Origin of the sequence: Gracilibacillus sp. HCP3S3_G5_2 (assembly GCF_052063305.1) — a bacterium.
Lineage (GTDB): Bacteria > Bacillota > Bacilli > Bacillales > Amphibacillaceae > Gracilibacillus.
The window spans coordinates 24,375-40,029 of record NZ_JBQHXU010000012.1; the positions used below are offsets into that span (position 1 = coordinate 24,375).

Annotated in this window: 17 protein-coding genes and 1 riboswitch; of the genes, 14 read left to right on the top strand and 3 right to left on the bottom strand. The window is 38.1% G+C overall.

Translation table 11 applies throughout. From position 1 onward, the window contains the following. Positions 1-40: 40 nt before the first annotated feature. A complete protein-coding gene (locus ACTNEP_RS16555) occupies positions 41-1,207 on the bottom strand; it encodes an iron-containing alcohol dehydrogenase (protein ID WP_441163100.1) in 1,167 nt (388 codons plus the stop codon). A gap of 248 nt (positions 1,208-1,455) precedes the next feature. Here ACTNEP_RS16555 and pflB point away from each other — a divergent pair, with 248 nt between their 5' ends. From pflB to ACTNEP_RS16570, 3 genes are all read left to right on the top strand, one after another. Further along, positions 1,456-3,699 carry a formate C-acetyltransferase gene (gene pflB / locus ACTNEP_RS16560; protein WP_441163169.1) on the top strand — a complete coding sequence of 748 codons (2,244 nt, stop codon included), beginning with the start codon at positions 1,456-1,458 and terminating at the stop codon, positions 3,697-3,699. A 28-nt stretch (positions 3,700-3,727) separates the two neighbouring features. Continuing rightward, positions 3,728-4,486 carry a pyruvate formate-lyase-activating protein gene (pflA, locus tag ACTNEP_RS16565; protein ID WP_441163101.1) on the top strand — a complete coding sequence of 253 codons (759 nt, stop codon included), beginning with the start codon at positions 3,728-3,730 and terminating at the stop codon, positions 4,484-4,486. Between the two features lie 99 nt (positions 4,487-4,585). Next, positions 4,586-5,005, top strand: coding sequence for an organic hydroperoxide resistance protein (locus ACTNEP_RS16570; protein WP_441163102.1), 420 nt, complete (start codon positions 4,586-4,588; stop codon positions 5,003-5,005). 368 nt (positions 5,006-5,373) lie between these two features. Here ACTNEP_RS16570 and ACTNEP_RS16575 read toward each other — a convergent pair whose 3' ends face one another. Together ACTNEP_RS16575 and ACTNEP_RS16580 are read right to left on the bottom strand one after the other, a co-directional pair. Then, on the bottom strand, positions 5,374-5,700 hold the full coding sequence (locus ACTNEP_RS16575; RefSeq protein WP_441163103.1) for a hypothetical protein: 327 nt from the start codon (positions 5,698-5,700) through the stop codon (positions 5,374-5,376). A 96-nt stretch (positions 5,701-5,796) separates the two neighbouring features. Continuing rightward, on the bottom strand, positions 5,797-6,990 hold the full coding sequence (locus ACTNEP_RS16580) for a CynX/NimT family MFS transporter (protein ID WP_441163104.1): 1,194 nt from the start codon (positions 6,988-6,990) through the stop codon (positions 5,797-5,799). Between the two features lie 153 nt (positions 6,991-7,143). Between ACTNEP_RS16580 and lepB the strand changes: the two genes are divergently transcribed. The 11 genes from lepB (at position 7,144) to ACTNEP_RS16635 (ending at position 15,616) form a co-directional block, all read left to right on the top strand. Then, complete coding sequence (gene lepB, locus ACTNEP_RS16585; protein ID WP_441163105.1) at positions 7,144-7,692, top strand: signal peptidase I; 549 nt, start codon at positions 7,144-7,146, stop codon at positions 7,690-7,692. A 47-nt stretch (positions 7,693-7,739) separates the two neighbouring features. Beyond that, a riboswitch (TPP riboswitch) is annotated at positions 7,740-7,847 on the top strand. A gap of 103 nt (positions 7,848-7,950) precedes the next feature. Continuing rightward, positions 7,951-8,649 (top strand): thiaminase II, encoded by a 699-nt coding sequence (gene tenA / locus ACTNEP_RS16590; protein WP_441163106.1) that lies wholly within the window; start codon positions 7,951-7,953, stop codon positions 8,647-8,649. After that, positions 8,642-9,466 carry a bifunctional hydroxymethylpyrimidine kinase/phosphomethylpyrimidine kinase gene (thiD, locus tag ACTNEP_RS16595; RefSeq protein WP_441163107.1) on the top strand — a complete coding sequence of 275 codons (825 nt, stop codon included), beginning with the start codon at positions 8,642-8,644 and terminating at the stop codon, positions 9,464-9,466. Before tenA ends, thiD (ACTNEP_RS16595) begins: the two co-directional genes overlap by 8 nt. Next, the gene (gene thiM, locus ACTNEP_RS16600; protein ID WP_441163108.1) at positions 9,463-10,248 is read left to right on the top strand and encodes a hydroxyethylthiazole kinase; all 786 of its coding nucleotides are present in this window, start codon (positions 9,463-9,465) and stop codon (positions 10,246-10,248) included. The genes thiD (ACTNEP_RS16595) and thiM overlap by 4 nt, the downstream gene beginning before the upstream one ends. A 3-nt stretch (positions 10,249-10,251) precedes the next feature. Next, positions 10,252-10,902, top strand: a complete 651-nt coding sequence (gene thiE, locus ACTNEP_RS16605; RefSeq protein WP_441163109.1) for a thiamine phosphate synthase — start codon at positions 10,252-10,254, stop codon at positions 10,900-10,902. A gap of 60 nt (positions 10,903-10,962) precedes the next feature. After that, on the top strand, positions 10,963-11,487 hold the full coding sequence (locus tag ACTNEP_RS16610; protein WP_441163110.1) for a type 1 glutamine amidotransferase domain-containing protein: 525 nt from the start codon (positions 10,963-10,965) through the stop codon (positions 11,485-11,487). Positions 11,488-11,761: 274 nt separating this feature from the next. Then, positions 11,762-12,238: a DUF456 domain-containing protein gene (locus ACTNEP_RS16615; protein WP_441163111.1), complete on the top strand. Its 477-nt coding sequence runs from the start codon at positions 11,762-11,764 to the stop codon at positions 12,236-12,238. Positions 12,239-12,273: 35 nt separating this feature from the next. Further along, on the top strand, positions 12,274-13,062 hold the full coding sequence (gene thiD, locus ACTNEP_RS16620) for a bifunctional hydroxymethylpyrimidine kinase/phosphomethylpyrimidine kinase (RefSeq protein WP_441163112.1): 789 nt from the start codon (positions 12,274-12,276) through the stop codon (positions 13,060-13,062). Between the two features lie 242 nt (positions 13,063-13,304). Continuing rightward, positions 13,305-14,222, top strand: a complete 918-nt coding sequence (locus tag ACTNEP_RS16625) for an ABC transporter ATP-binding protein (protein WP_441163113.1) — start codon at positions 13,305-13,307, stop codon at positions 14,220-14,222. Next, positions 14,215-15,162, top strand: coding sequence for an ABC transporter permease (locus ACTNEP_RS16630; RefSeq protein ID WP_441163114.1), 948 nt, complete (start codon positions 14,215-14,217; stop codon positions 15,160-15,162). Before ACTNEP_RS16625 ends, ACTNEP_RS16630 begins: the two co-directional genes overlap by 8 nt. 22 nt (positions 15,163-15,184) lie before the next feature. Next, on the top strand, positions 15,185-15,616 hold the full coding sequence (locus ACTNEP_RS16635) for a DUF4064 domain-containing protein (RefSeq protein WP_441163115.1): 432 nt from the start codon (positions 15,185-15,187) through the stop codon (positions 15,614-15,616). Positions 15,617-15,655: the final 39 nt, after the last annotated feature.

Below are 15,655 nucleotides of genomic sequence, written 5' to 3' on the forward strand. Positions count from 1 at the left end.
TTTATTCTATAGGATATTGAGTGAACGCACTAAGCTTTTATTATAAAGAAGCTTGATAGATGGCAATTGCATCCTCACGGTTTAGCTTCTTGAAATTACCGAATTCTGGCCTTGCGATCACTGTTTTGTCTGCCATTTCCTCGATACTGTCTGCCCCAATGTTATAATCAGATAGGCGAGAAGGTGCATCGATACTATTCCAGAATGCACGAAGTTTAGCAATTCCTTCCAAACCAACTTCTTTATCTGATTTACCACTTGGATCGACATTAAATACGCGTACAGCCAATTGTTTAAAACGACTTACATTTTCATCGATTGCATATTCCATCCAATTCGGGAAAAGGATTGCAAGGCCACCGCCATGTGGAATGTCATGTACTGCTGAAACAGCATGTTCCAAGTTGTGTGTAGCCCAGTCACCATGATAACCCATGTTTACCATACCGTTTAATGCCATCGTACCATTATATAAGACTGTAGCACGAAGTTCTTCATTTTCAAGATCTTCTAGTAATTTTGGCGCTGTTTCTACCATCGTTTGCAGAATGCCTTCTACCATACGATCTTGTAACAATGTATTCTCTTCATGATGGAAATAGTGTTCTAGTGCATGCGACATTATATCCACCATACCATAAATTGTTTGATCTTTCGGTACTGTTTTAGTAAAAACAGGATCTAAAATTGAGAAAACAGGGTAGGTATATGGGCTTCCCCAGCCATGTTTTTCGTTAGTCTCCCAATTAGTGATAACAGAGCCAGCGTTCATTTCTGAACCTGTTGCTGCAAGTGTCAGAACTGTTCCAAATGGAAGTGCACCAGTAGCATTTGCTTTCTTTGTTACAATATCCCAAATATCTTCCTCTGTTTTAGCGCCTGCAGCAATCGCTTTTGTACAGTCAATCGTACTGCCACCACCCACAGCAAGGATGAAATCTATTTCTTTTTCTTTGCAAATTGTAATACCTTTACGTGCAGTAGTTACACGAGGGTTCGGTTCAACGCCACTTAATTCAAATATATTTTTATTATTTTTCTTCAATATATCGATTACCTGATCATATAATCCATTACGTTTAATGCTTCCGCCTCCGTAGACAAGCAGAATGTTATCACCGTAATGTTGTAATTCTGTTTGTAAATTCTCTAATTGTCCTTGACCGAAATATAGTTTCGTTGGGTTGTGAAAAATGAAATTTTGCATATTTTTACCTCCTTCGATTGGTAGAACATCCACTTTTAATATGGCAATAATTTCAGTATGTGTAAAGAATTATGCTTTATGTTTATCAGAGGCAATTTGTGAACAAATTCTGAAAGTTCATAAAAATAGAGTAATTTTGTTCATTAATTCACATGACAAAAGTCGATTCACATAATATACTAATAATAGAAACATGCTCACCATTGAACAATATGAAGAGGAGGAATAAAATGAAAACAGAAGAAAGAATGGACCAAAACAAGGTAGCTTGGCAAGGCTTTACACCAGGTCGTTGGCAGGAAGAGATTGATGTACGAGACTTTATTATGAAGAACTTCACATTGTATGATGGCGATGAATTATTTTTAGCAGAAGCAACTGAAGATACGAAGAAATTGTGGGAACAAGTGATGGAATTGACGAAAAAAGAACAGGAGAATGGAGGTGTGTACGACTTAGATACAGAGGTTATATCCACTATTACTTCACATGGAGCAGGGTATTTAGATAAAACGAAAGAGAAGATAGTAGGTGTACAGACAGATCAGCCCTTTAAGCGTTCCTTACAACCATTTGGTGGAATCCGTATGGCAGTGGCGGCCGCACAATCCTATGGGTATCAAATTGACGGCAACATTGTGAAAACATTCACAGAATATCGCAAAACACATAACCAGGGAGTATTTGATGCATATACGAAAGAAATGCTGTTAGCCCGAAAAGCAGGGATTATAACTGGACTTCCTGATGCGTATGGACGTGGAAGAATTATCGGTGATTATCGACGAGTTGCCTTATACGGGGTGGATCGATTAATAACAGATAAACAAGAGCAATTAGACATTATTGGTGGAAACGGACAAATGACAGAAGAAGTGATTAGGGACCGAGAGGAAATCACAGAACAAATAAGAGCGTTACAGGAGTTGAAGCAATTAGGAGAAATTTATGGTTTCGATTTATCTCGTCCAGCGAATGATGCACAAGAAGCAGTGCAATGGCTGTATTTAGCCTATTTAGCAGCTATCAAGGAACAGAATGGTGCTGCGATGAGTCTCGGTAGAGTATCTACTTTTTTGGATGTGTTCATTGAAAGGGATTTAGCGGAAGGTTATTTAACAGAGCAAGAAGCACAAGAATTGATTGATCAATTTGTCATGAAGCTTCGTCTTGTAAAATTTGCAAGGACACCAGAGTACAATGAATTATTTAGTGGTGACCCAACTTGGGTAACAGAATCAATTGGCGGTATAGCATTAGATGGCCGACCATTAGTGACAAAAAGCTCATTTCGCTTTTTACACACATTAACAAATTTGGGACCTGCACCTGAACCAAACTTAACCGTTCTATGGTCAACTCGCTTGCCTGAAGCATTCAAAAAATATTGTGCAAAAATGTCCATTGTGACAAGCGCTATTCAATATGAGAATGATGACCTCATGCGCGAACAATATGGGGATGATTATGGCATTGCATGTTGCGTTTCAGCGATGCGTATCGGTAAACAAATGCAATTCTTTGGTGCAAGAGCTAATCTAGCTAAGGCGCTGTTATATGCGATTAATGGCGGGATAGATGAAAAATTAAAAATCCAAGTAGGGCCGGTGTATGCTCCGATTACTTCAGAATATTTAGATTATGATGAGGTGGTGGAGAAATATGATCAAATGCTAGAATGGCTTGCAGGTCTTTATGTTAATGCGTTAAATATCATTCACTATATGCATGATAAATATAGCTATGAACGAATAGAAATGGCACTTCATGACAGAGAAGTATTCCGAACCATGGCTTGTGGAATTGCAGGGTTATCGGTAGTAGCCGATTCATTGAGTGCAATTAAGTATGCCAAAGTAAGAACGCTCCGAGATGAGAGTGGCTTAGTAGTTGACTATGAAATCAAAGGTGATTTTCCGAAGTACGGAAATAATGATGATCGAGTAGACGAGATTGCTAAAGATCTTGTGAAGAGATTTATGAAAAAAATAGAGAAGCACAAAACCTATCGTGGAGCAACACCAACGCAGTCGATTCTTACGATTACCTCTAATGTTGTATATGGTAAGAAAACCGGAAATACTCCAGACGGCAGAAAAGCAGGAGAACCGTTCGCACCTGGAGCAAATCCATTGCATGGAAGGGATACAAGAGGATCATTGGCATCTCTCAGCTCTGTAGCAAAATTACCATATGAATTTGCATTAGATGGTATATCCAATACTTTCTCCATTGTGCCAAAAGCACTTGGCAAAGAAGAACAGACTAGAATCAGTAATTTAGCAGGAATGTTAGACGGCTATGCAATGAAACAAGGTCACCACCTAAATGTCAATGTTTTTGAGAGAGAAACATTATTGGATGCAATGGAGCATCCAGAGAAATACCCACAACTAACCATTCGTGTCTCAGGGTATGCAGTTAATTTTAATAAACTAACACGTGAGCAACAAATTGATGTGATTAATCGCACGTTTCACGAAACTATGTAAGATTAAATAAACAAAGAAGGTGAGTATGATGATTGGAAGAATTCATTCTATTGAAACTTGTGGTACGGTTGATGGACCAGGTTTACGGTATGTCATATTTATGCAAGGCTGCTTATTAAGATGCCAGTATTGCCACAATCCTGATACTTGGGCGAGAGGCGATGGAAAGAACATAAGCGTAGAAGAATTAGTTACAGACATTCAATCATACTTGCCTTTTTTTCAAGCTTCAGGGGGAGGAGTAACGGTTAGTGGTGGTGAACCTTTGTTGCAAGTCGATTTTTTGACGGAGCTTTTTACAGAATTAAAGAAGCTGGGAGTTCATACAACCATTGATAGTTGTGGAGCATGCTTTTCCACCTCACCATATTACATGGAAAAGCTCGATAGATTAATACAAGTAACGGATTTGGTTTTATTAGATTTAAAACATATTGATCTAGCGAAACATCTAGCCTTAACAGGTATGTCCAATCAGCATATTCTACGATTCGCACAATACCTTGATCAAAGAGGTGTGCCAGTATGGATCAGACATGTATTAGTGCCAACGATTAATGAGGATGTTGAATCACTTAAAAGATTATCAGCATTTATCCAGACATTGTCTAATGTCGAAAAAATCGAAGTCTTACCTTACCATAAACTCGGCATATATAAATGGGAAGAACTTGGATTAGATTATCCACTTGAAGGAATAGAGCCACCATCACAGGAGCTTGTGCTCAAGGCAGAAAAAATATTAAACAACGCTTTACAAAAAAATAAATTTCTCCATTCCAGTTAAATAGAATGTTTAATAATTGAAGGAAAAGGAATAGTATTGGTAGAATAAATAATATAGAACAAGTAAACGTTCTAATTTAAATTTAAAGGAGTGGATAGAGTGAGTAACGTATTATTTACATCCAAAGCAACTGCACAAGGTGGCCGTGACGGTCATGTGAAATCAGATGACGGTTTAATTGATTTAGATCTGGTAAATCCAGGTGGTGGCGGTGAAGGAACAGGCTCTAATCCAGAACAGTTATTTGCTGCCGGTTATTCTGCATGCTACGATGGTGCATTAAACTTAATGGCATCCAAACAAAAGAAAGATATTGAATCTTCTATTACTGCAGAGGTTAGTTTACTAAAAGATGAAGCGGATGGTGGATTTAAAATCGGTGTGGTGCTCAACGTAGAAATTAAAGGAGTATCACAGGAAGAAGCAGAAGAATTGGCAAAACAAGCACACGACTTCTGTCCATACTCCAAAGCAACTAGAGGTAATATTGACGTAGAATTAAAAACAAAGGCTGTATAAAGTGAAACTTTTCCCTTAGAGGGGATTTTCGTCCTCCACTGAGGGAGTGATACATAGTAGGGTGTTAGTTCAGCTGATCCTCCACTTATCTTGTGGGGGACGGTCGATTAGCACGATGACAAATAAAGAGAGAGCACGGTGATTAAAACACCGTGCTCTTTCTACGAGTCAATTATTTGATAAGTTTCACTAATGATCAGTGGGGCCAAAAACCCTCGCTGATTATAGCCACTTTAGGAACGATTTTTAAAATAATCTGAAAAAGCCAAGAAAAACTCAATACCTTGATAAACCCAAACACTGACTGCTGCAAAAGAAAACAAGCCAATCATAAAGAATCTGAACCACATCTTTATACCTCCTTTGAATTATGTTTTTGAAAGGGGAAGGAATGTGATCAGATAATTAGACTGAAAAAATACAGCATGTAAATAATGTCGAGATACATAAGCTAGATGAAGAGTGTAAAGAATGATTAATAACAGTAATATCCCTAATATTTCATTGTCTGCATGTAAAACGCCATTGTCTGCCTTTGACTCATGATGATCCGTATCATAAAGAAAGGTTGCATGCAGTTTTTCGTTTGAATCAATGGTTGAAGTGATCCAAGATATATGAGATTGATAGCTTGATAGTGAAATAAAGGGAGAAATGGTTAACAGCATCACAACAAACACAAGAAATTTTCTCATACCAACCATCTCCATTTCTAATACATTTAAGTATACTCCTGATACACAATTAGGTAAAGGCAAGTAAATGTATTATATTAAAAAATCCTTTAGTAATTATAGGACTTTTTTGTTTCTACTAGCTCCTAAGCCAAACCCTGTCATGAGCAACGTAATAAAGATGATCATTAAAATGGAAGGCTGCCAATTGTTTGTAAGATCAAAACTCAGTCCAATTGCTATTGGACCGATTGCCGCTAGTAGGTAACCAAAAGATTGTGACATACCTGATAATTCAGCAGCTTGCCTTGCATTGGAGGTTCTTAAGCCTAGTAATGCTAAGGCTAAACTAATGCTAGCTCCTAACAACATACCGATTAGCGTAATGGCAATGGTAGCTCCGATCACACCAGGCTCAAAATATAACATACTATATCCAATTACTCCAGATAACCCAAAAATGGCCACGACCGGCTGCTGATTTGACAGTTTACCAGCAATAACAGGTGTGAAGAAAGTAGCCGGAAGACTAATGAATTGCATGTATGCTACATACCACCCTGCAGCTGACCCTGAAAACCCATTTGAAATAAGTATTTCAGCTAACCAAGAGATTGTTACATAAAATAAAAAAGACTGTAATCCCATAAAAAGTGTTACCTGCCAGGCAACAGGCGAACGTAATAATTGGACAGTACTTGGTTCATACAGTTGCCGGTTTTCTTCACGTGGTGCTTTATTCATGGCGATAAGCCAGATAGATATCCCAATAATCACTAAAATACCCCAGCTAGCTAGTGACCATGTCCAACCAAGGCCAGTAGCAGTTGTTAACGGTACACTTAATCCAGACGCTAGTGCAGCAAAAATAGACATGGAAGTTGTATAAACACCAGTCATCAGTCCAATTTTTTCGGGGAAATTACTTTTAATGAGACTTGGTAAAATCACGTTAATGATTGCAATACCGATACCAATTAATACAGTACCAACAAATAATAAGATAATGGATGTGATGGAGCGAACCAAAATCCCAATTAATAATGTAATAAGGCCATAAAGTAATGCTTTTTCATTACTTGTACGATTGGCTATCCTTGGCGCAATAGGTGACATAAGAGCAAAGGCGATCAGAGGCAGACTCGTTAAAAAGCCGGCACTCCAATTGCTGATTGCTAGATCTTCACGGATGAACCCAATTATCGGCCCCACAGAGGTGATAGCAGGCCTTAAGTTGAAAGATAAGAGAATAATTCCTATGATAAAAAGAATAGTATAGTGTCTTTTTGTTGAATGTTGATTTGTTTGCATCTGTTCACCTTGTTTCTATGTTATAATTAACAACTGACATTTAAAATATGCTAAAATAAGTAAGTAACTAGCAATTGATTTTGCATTATAATAGAGTAACATATATTAAACACAAGTGGAAGTTAGTTTTAGTATGGTGAAGGAAGGTCTACAATGGAGAATAAGGTCATTAAAGAATTACTTTCATGGTTAAAAGCGTTGTTAGTTGCTGTTATCATTGTACTCCTCTGTCGGCATTTTTTAATTACACCTTCTGTGGTAAAAGGTGAATCAATGATGCCGAATCTAGAAGATGGAGACCGGATCATCTTGAGTAAGATAAGTAGTATTGATCGCTTTGACGAGATTGCTTTTAAAGCACCAGACTCGAATGATAATTATGTAAAGCGAGTAATAGGCTTTCCAGGTGACTCAATCGAAGTGAGAGATGATCATCTGTATATAAATGGTGAGCTTTATGAAGAACCATATCTTGATGAGTATAAGTCATTGCTTTCGGAAGGACAGAAGCTGACAAATGACTTTACACTTCAAGAATTAACAGGGAGAGAAAGTGTACCTGAAGGTAAAATTTTTGTTCTGGGTGATAATCGGAGAGTTAGTAAAGATAGTCGCCAATTTGGTTTTATTGATGAAGAGGATGTTATCGGAGATGTGAAAATGCGTATCTGGCCAATTGAGTCATTTGGTCTTATAAAATAGTTGACAATTTACTATATCCGTGTTTAATTGTTTATAACTTCATAAATAAAATCCACTAGGGGTGCTGCTTGAGCGGCTGAGATAAGAAGTGAGTTCTTGATCCCTTTGAACCTGAACTGGTTAACACCAGCGTAGGAAAGTGGAGCCGGATGGTGTGAACTACTTGCACCTTACTTTTGATATGGACTTTCAAAAAGCCGCTCCACTACTGTGAGTGGCTTTTTATTATGGAAATAAATTTAAGTGGAGGCTGGAGAAATGAGATTTAGTCAAGAATTACGAGTAGCGGCAGAGGATGTTTACCAAGGGATTTTCAACCACCCTTTTGTAGTTGGCATTGGAAAGGGGAACTTGCCCAAAGAAGCGATCATTCACTATGTAAAAGCTGATTTTGAATACCTTAATGCATTTATGAATATTTACGGTATCGCGATCGCTAAAAGCAGTAAAAGAGAAGATATGACGTATTTTTATGAAAAAATCGGTTTTGTTTTGAATAGTGAGATTCATCCACACCATAATTTGTGTCGTGTGGCCGGAGTTGACTATGATCAATTGCAAGGATATCCGCTGCCACCGACAGCTGATCATTATGTAGCGCATATGAAAAGTACAGCACAGCAAGGAACTATCGGTGAATTAATCGCAGCCTTATTACCTTGCCCTTGGACATATTTAGAGATCGGTCATTACTTAAAAGATAAGTATCAACCAACAGAGGAACATCCATTTTATGAATGGATTACATTTTATGCAAAAGAAGATACAGCTTCCGTGACAACAGAACTTTGTGAACGTCTAGATAAATGGGCAGAACAAGTCGGTGAAGAAGAAAAACAGAAAGCAAAATTAGCTTTTATGAAAAGCTGTCAGTTGGAATATTTATTTTGGGAGATGGCCTATAAAGTAGAGGCATGGCCATTCTCATTAGCTGGAAAGGAGAACGGAAATGAATAAAATAGCATCAGCACTTACAATAGCTGGAACAGACCCATCAGGTGGTGCTGGGATTCAGGCGGATTTGAAAGTGTTTCAAGAGCGTGAAGTATATGGAATGAGTGTTATAACCTCGGTAGTAGCGCAAAATACACTTGGAGTCCAAGATGTACAACATTTAAGTATTGATTTTATTGAAAAACAATTAGATGCCGTGTTAACAGATATTCGACCGCAAGCAGTCAAGACAGGGATGATAGCTACTGTTGATATGATGAAATTAATAGCTGAAAAACTAGCAGATACGGAGATTCCTTACGTGATTGATCCGGTAATGGTAGCAAAAAGCGGTGACTCCTTAATGGATGAAGCATCAAGACAGATTATTCGCAACACATTGATCCCACTAGCCACAGTAGTAACACCAAATGTCCCAGAGGCTGAAATTTTGGTAGGATTCGAGATTGATAATAATCAAGACGCAGAAAAAGCAGCGAAAGTAATTGTCGCTGATTTAGGGGCAAAAGCAGCTGTAGTAAAAGGCGGTCACTTAGAGGGGGAAGCGGTGGATGTCTTATATGATGGTAAAGATTTTCACTATCTAGAGGCAGATCGTTTTGAGACGAAACATACTCATGGAACGGGTTGTACCTTCTCTGCTGCCATAACGGCTGAGCTAGCAAAAGGTAAAACAGTTCAAGAAGCAGTTATGATTGGAAAGGATTTTATAACAGATGCGATTCAATACCCGCTGGAATTAGGTCATGGTTATGGTCCGACCAATCATTGGGGCTACAGGTTAAAAGGTTTACCAGGGAAAAGGGAGGCTTCCAAGTGAGTCATTTAATTGAAGAAGTACGACAACAGCAACCACTGATTCATAATATCACCAATCAAGTAGTCATGAACTTTACAGCGAACGGTTTATATGCTGTTGGTGCTGCTCCTGTAATGGCAAATGCCAAGGAAGAGGTAGAAGAAATGGCACAGGCTGCCAGTGCCCTCGTATTGAATATTGGTACACTAACCGTGGAACAGGTAGATGCTATGATCTTAGCAGGTAAAGCAGCTAATAAGACAGGAGTACCTGTTGTATTAGATCCGGTTGGCACAGGTGCTACAACATTTCGGACCGAATCTAGTAAACGTATCTTACAGGAAGTAGAGATTGCCTGTATTAGAGGGAATGCAGGTGAAATTGCCAACTTGGCAGGAGTCGAAGCGCGTGTTCGCGGTGTTGACGGTTCAAATGATTTTGATGTACAACAATTAGCGAAGCTTGCTTTTGATAAACTACAGGTACCGCTTGCCATCACGGGAGAGAAAGATGTAGTGATGGATAGCGATACAAACGTAGTTATCTCGAATGGACATCAACTCCTTACAAAGGTTACAGGTGCAGGCTGCTTGTTATCATCCATTATTGCGGCATTCATAGCGGTAGCTGATAACGTTGTAGAAGCAGTGGTTGAAGCAATTAGTTTTTATGGTGTGGCAGCCGAAAATGCAGCAGACATGCATACTTATCCAGGAAGTTTTCAAATAGCATTCCTTGATCAGCTGTTTGCAGTAGATGGAGAAGAAGTTAGCAGGAAACAACGGATAAGCAGAGGTTTTTAAAAAATGAAACGTGATTTATTGCAAGTTTATTTTATACTCGGTAGTAATAATACAAAGGAAAATCCTTTATACGTGCTGGAAGAAGCGCTGCAAGGCGGGGTTACCTTTTTTCAATTTCGTGAAAAAGGTCACGGTGCACTTAAGGGAGAGGCAAAAAAACAACTAGCCATACAGATGAAAGAACTTTGCCACCAATATCATGTACCTTTTTTAGTAAATGATGATGTGGAATTAGCGTTAGAGATTGACGCTGATGGTGTGCATGTTGGACAGGATGATATGTCGATCCATAATGTACGGGAAAAAGTACCAGCTGATTGGATTGTCGGTGTATCATCGACTAATGTCCAAGAAGCAGTACAAGCAAAAAAGGACGGTGCAGATTATATTGGGGTTGGTCCGATCTACAGCACGAATACCAAAGAGGATGCAAAACAACCTATCGGGGCAGAAGGCCTACAAGAAATTAGAGAAAAAGTAGGTGATCTGCCAATTGTGGCGATTGGCGGTATCCGATTAGGGCATGTGATCAGGCTAATGCGATCTGGTGCGGATGGAGTATCGGTTATTTCAGCAATAAGCCAATCAACCAATCCAAAGAACACAGCAGCAACGTTTTTGAAACACGCAACCTATTTTTCTCAAAAGCTGTGATTCGATATTTCATGCTTATGTTTGATACACTAACAGTATCACTATGAAGGAGGTAATGTTGTGCGTCTTGAAAACAAAAAAGTAATTGCTTTAGTTGATGAAGACTTTGAAGACTTAGAACTATGGTACCCTATTTTACGATTGCGCGAAGAGGGAGCAACTGTACATCTGGTTGGAAAAGAGGCAAATCAAAAATATATTGGAAAATACGGTGTTCCTGCCGAATCAGACTATGCTTTTTCCGATATAAATCCAGAAGATTATGATGGTATCCTTGTGCCAGGTGGCTGGGCGCCTGACAAATTAAGAAGATTTCCGGAAGTGCTAGCAATGGTCCGTTATATGGATGAGGCGAAAAAGCCGATCGGTCAAATTTGTCATGCAGGCTGGGTGTTGATTTCTGCCGGTATCTTACGTGGCAAAAAAGTAACTAGCACACCAGGTATTAAAGACGATATGACAAATGCTGGTGGACTATGGAGTGATGAGCCGGTTGTTACAGATGGCCATATCATTTCCAGCCGTAGGCCACCAGATTTACCACCATATATGAAAGCATATGCGGACATTCTGGCTAATCAATAAACAAACTTGATCTTACAGGGATTTCCCTGTAAGATTTTTTTATAAGTTAAAAGGTGTAGTGAATAAAAAACTGGCAGCATTTTGTTAAACCAAGATAATGGACAAATCATGCGATAGCAGGGAAAGATTTGTTTGATAAACCAAGATAATAAACAAATCAACAGTGAGCAAGCAAAGATTTGTTGAATAACAAGCTAATCAACAAATCTTCCTATAATAAAGAGCGCTTAGGTAGTAGGTAAAAGGTAAGTAACACATGAATGGAGTAGGGTAAATGGATATTATATGGTGGATATTGATTGTCGTATGTTTTATATTAGCGTTTGCCGGGATTATTTTCCCGATTATACCGTCAGTATTAGTAATATGGATTGGTTTTTTGATATACCAAATTGCACTAGCCGCAGAAAATATAGGTTGGATCTTCTGGATAGCGATGAGTGTTTTAACCTTGCTACTTATATTTTCTGATATTATTGCAAATAGTTATTTTGTTAAAAAATTTGGTGGAAGTAAAGCTGGAGAGCGAATTGCTGCTCTAGGAGTAATTATCGGCTCTTTTATCATCCCGCCATTCGGTATTATCATTGTTCCGTTTTTGTTAGTTGTTGTAACGGAAATGACTCAGAAAAAAACACCCAAAGACGCACTGAGAGCCGCACTAGGTTCATTAATTGGCTTTCTTAGTGGAACTTTCGCAAAAATTATTATTCAACTGATCATGATTGTTTGGTTTTTTATCGTCATTTAATGGGAGCAAATGATTAGACATCGAGGTGCTAACAAATGAAACGAGTATTAACGATAGCTGGAACCGCAGCACAGGGAAGTGCTGGTATTCAAGCAGATTTAAAGACGTTTCAAGAACGTGATGTATATGGAATGTCTGTTATTACTGCAACAGTAGCTAATAATTCTAAAACGAACCAAGGAATTTTCATCCGAGAGATAGAAGAGATTGAAGCCCAATTTTACGCTGCAACAGAAATGGTTGGTGTAGATGCTATTAAAACAGGTATGCTATTTTCGGCGGACATTATAGAAACTGTCAGTAGCATGCTGGAGGATCTCCCTGTCCAATATAAAATAATTGATCCAGTGATGATAGGCAAAATGGGGTCACAGCTACTAGCAGATGATGCAATTGAAGTATTAAAGGAGCAGCTAATCCCGCAGGCAACAATCATTACGCCTAATCGGTTAGAAGCAGAAAGATTATTAGAGCGAGACATTGCGTCTGAATGGACTGACCTAAAACAAGCAACAAAAGCATTATATGAGCTTAAGCCTCAATCCGTTTTGTTAAAAGCCGGTAAAGTAGGAGATGAAGCAGTGGATATTTTTTATGATGGCCAAGAATTTACCATATTCCGATTGCCATTGATTGATACGATCCATACAAGTGGGGCTGGTTGTACGTTTGCCGCTTGTTTAACAGCAGAATTAGCAAAAAATGTACCAATGACACAAGCAATTCGGACAAGTAAACAGTTTGTACACGCAGCAATTGAACATGCTCTTTCATTTGGCAGAGGAATAGGGTCTGTTAGACATGGAGCCTTTAGGCAAAAATAATCAATCCATCACTACAGTAGCGGTAATATAATAATTAAAAAAGAATCGTGCTAAAATAACCTGTAAAGAAGTAGTTTTTATTATGGTACCAAATGTCCGTAATATGAAACTGCTTCTCTTTATGTTACATCTACATCAATTAACATTCGATTTTATATAGAATAATAGATAAAATGAAGAGATTTTGAAACGAAATCCAACTTTTATACGTATAAATAAGGAATAAGAGAAGGAGGGACAATATGACGGCAGCAATGGAATTACAAGATGTACATAAGTCAATAAAAAATAAACATATTATCAAAGGATTAAATTTTACGGTTAAACAAGGCGAAGTGTTTGGTTTTTTAGGACCTAATGGAGCGGGAAAAACAACAACTATTCGCATGATGGTAGGCTTAATGAAGATTACTTCAGGTGATATCAAGATAAATGGGATAAGTATAAAAAGTAACTTTAAGCAAGCAATTCGCCATATAGGAGCGATTGTGGAAAACCCTGAAATGTATCCATTTTTGTCAGGGTGGAAGAACCTGAAGCACTATGCTCGAATGATACCAGGAATTACAGATGAAAGGATCCGTGAGGTGATTCGTCTGGTGGGGTTAGAGAAGGCGATCAATGAAAAAGTTGGTAGATATTCCTTAGGGATGAGACAGAGGATAGGTATCGCCCAAGCACTTTTGCATAATCCTTCGATTTTAATACTAGATGAACCTACCAACGGACTTGACCCTGCTGGTATACGTGAAATACGAAGCTATATTAGGAATTTAGCTGAACAGGAACAAGTTTCAGTAATTGTATCTAGTCATTTATTATCTGAAATAGAGTTAATGTGTGACCGGATCGGTATTATTAAAAACGGCGAGTTAATTACAGTAGAAGAGGTGCAGGATACCAATACAGAGGACGAAAAGGTCACTGTTAAGCTAGAGGTGGATGATATCGATAAAGCGAAGAATATTCTCCGTGACCTACTTGACATGGAAACGCAATCTGTACAATCCTATCTCAAAGTAAATATTGCTAAAAGCACTGTGCCAGATGTAGTGAATCAATTGGTCAAAGAGGGCATAGCAATTTACGAAGTAGCATTAGAACGAAGTAGATTAGAAGATAAATTCTTTGAGTTGATTGGGGAGAATACGATTGCTTAACTTTATAGAATTACTTAAAAACGAGCAGATAAAGCTATATTCCCGCTGGGCTACTTGGTCAATGTTTATCATAATATTTGTCATTATATTGGCGGGAGCGCTGATTGTCTTTTTGTTCGGTGAGCTGGATGAACAATCACATGGTGATAACTGGCAGGAACAGCTTGCACAAGAAAATGAGGAATTACTTGAAATTCAACAAGAAGCAGATTTTTTTGGCTTTGATTCTGAAATAGCCATTAATGAATATCATATAGAGAATGATATCCAACCACTTCCTTATGATACATGGCAATTTACTCTTGAAAATGCCGGTATATCAATGATCATTAGTTTGTTTACCATTATTGTGGCAGCAGGTATTGTAGCTAACGAATATCGCTGGGGTACAATAAAATTATTGTTAATTCGTCCGATTTCCAGAACGAAAATCCTGTTTGCTAAGTTTACATCTGTTTTACTATTTTCTATTTCCATGCTAGTTTTCTTATTTGTTGCTAGTTTAATAATAGGGGCTATTTTCTTTGGTATCAATGGTTGGAATCCTGAATTGATCCAAATGGGCGCGGATGGCATTGAAGAAGTATCTATTTTTAAAGAAATACTTACACAATATGGCTTGAATATGGTAAATTTAGTTATGATGGCTACATTTGCTTTAATGATCTCGGCTTTGTTCAAAAATAGTGCAATGGCGATAGGGCTCGCAATTTTCTTAATGTTTACTGGAAATACTATTGTTAATTTTGTAGCAGAATACGATTGGTCCAAATATATCTTGTTTGCTAATACAAATTTGAGTCAATATTTTGGAAATGGAAGTCCAGTTGTTGATAGTATGACACTAGGTTTTTCTATAACAATGTTAGTCGTTTACTTTGTATTATTTTTGCTCGTTTCGTGGCTGTCGTTTTCGAAGCGTGATATTGCAGGAAATTAAATAGATAAGGGGAGAATAGAAAATGAAAAGAACAGTAGAAATAGTATTATCGATTATTGGAGCTTTTGTGTATGCGCTGGGAGCATTATTTGGTGGATTATTCCGCATGTTAGACGGAGACAGTGATATGATGCAGGAGATCCTGCTGGAAGATCCAACAATTTCAGAAAGTGATCTGGCAGATGTTCAAGTGGTACTGAATGGTATCGGTTCGATTGGTACCGTAATGATTGTAGGGGCGATTATTTCTATTATTGCAGGTATTGTGGCGATAGTTTTCTTTAAAGGAAACAGTAAACCGAAGGTGGCAAGTATTATTTTACTTGTAGTTGGCGGTGGAACAACACTTATTACGTTTGGGGTAGCGATCTTTGCCGGAATTTTCTATATTATAGCCGGTATCATGGGGCTAGTTCGTAAACCACCACAAGAAGTAAATATGGAACAATATTAATCAAATAAGGAGCATAAATCCATTTCGTTGGTTAGAAAC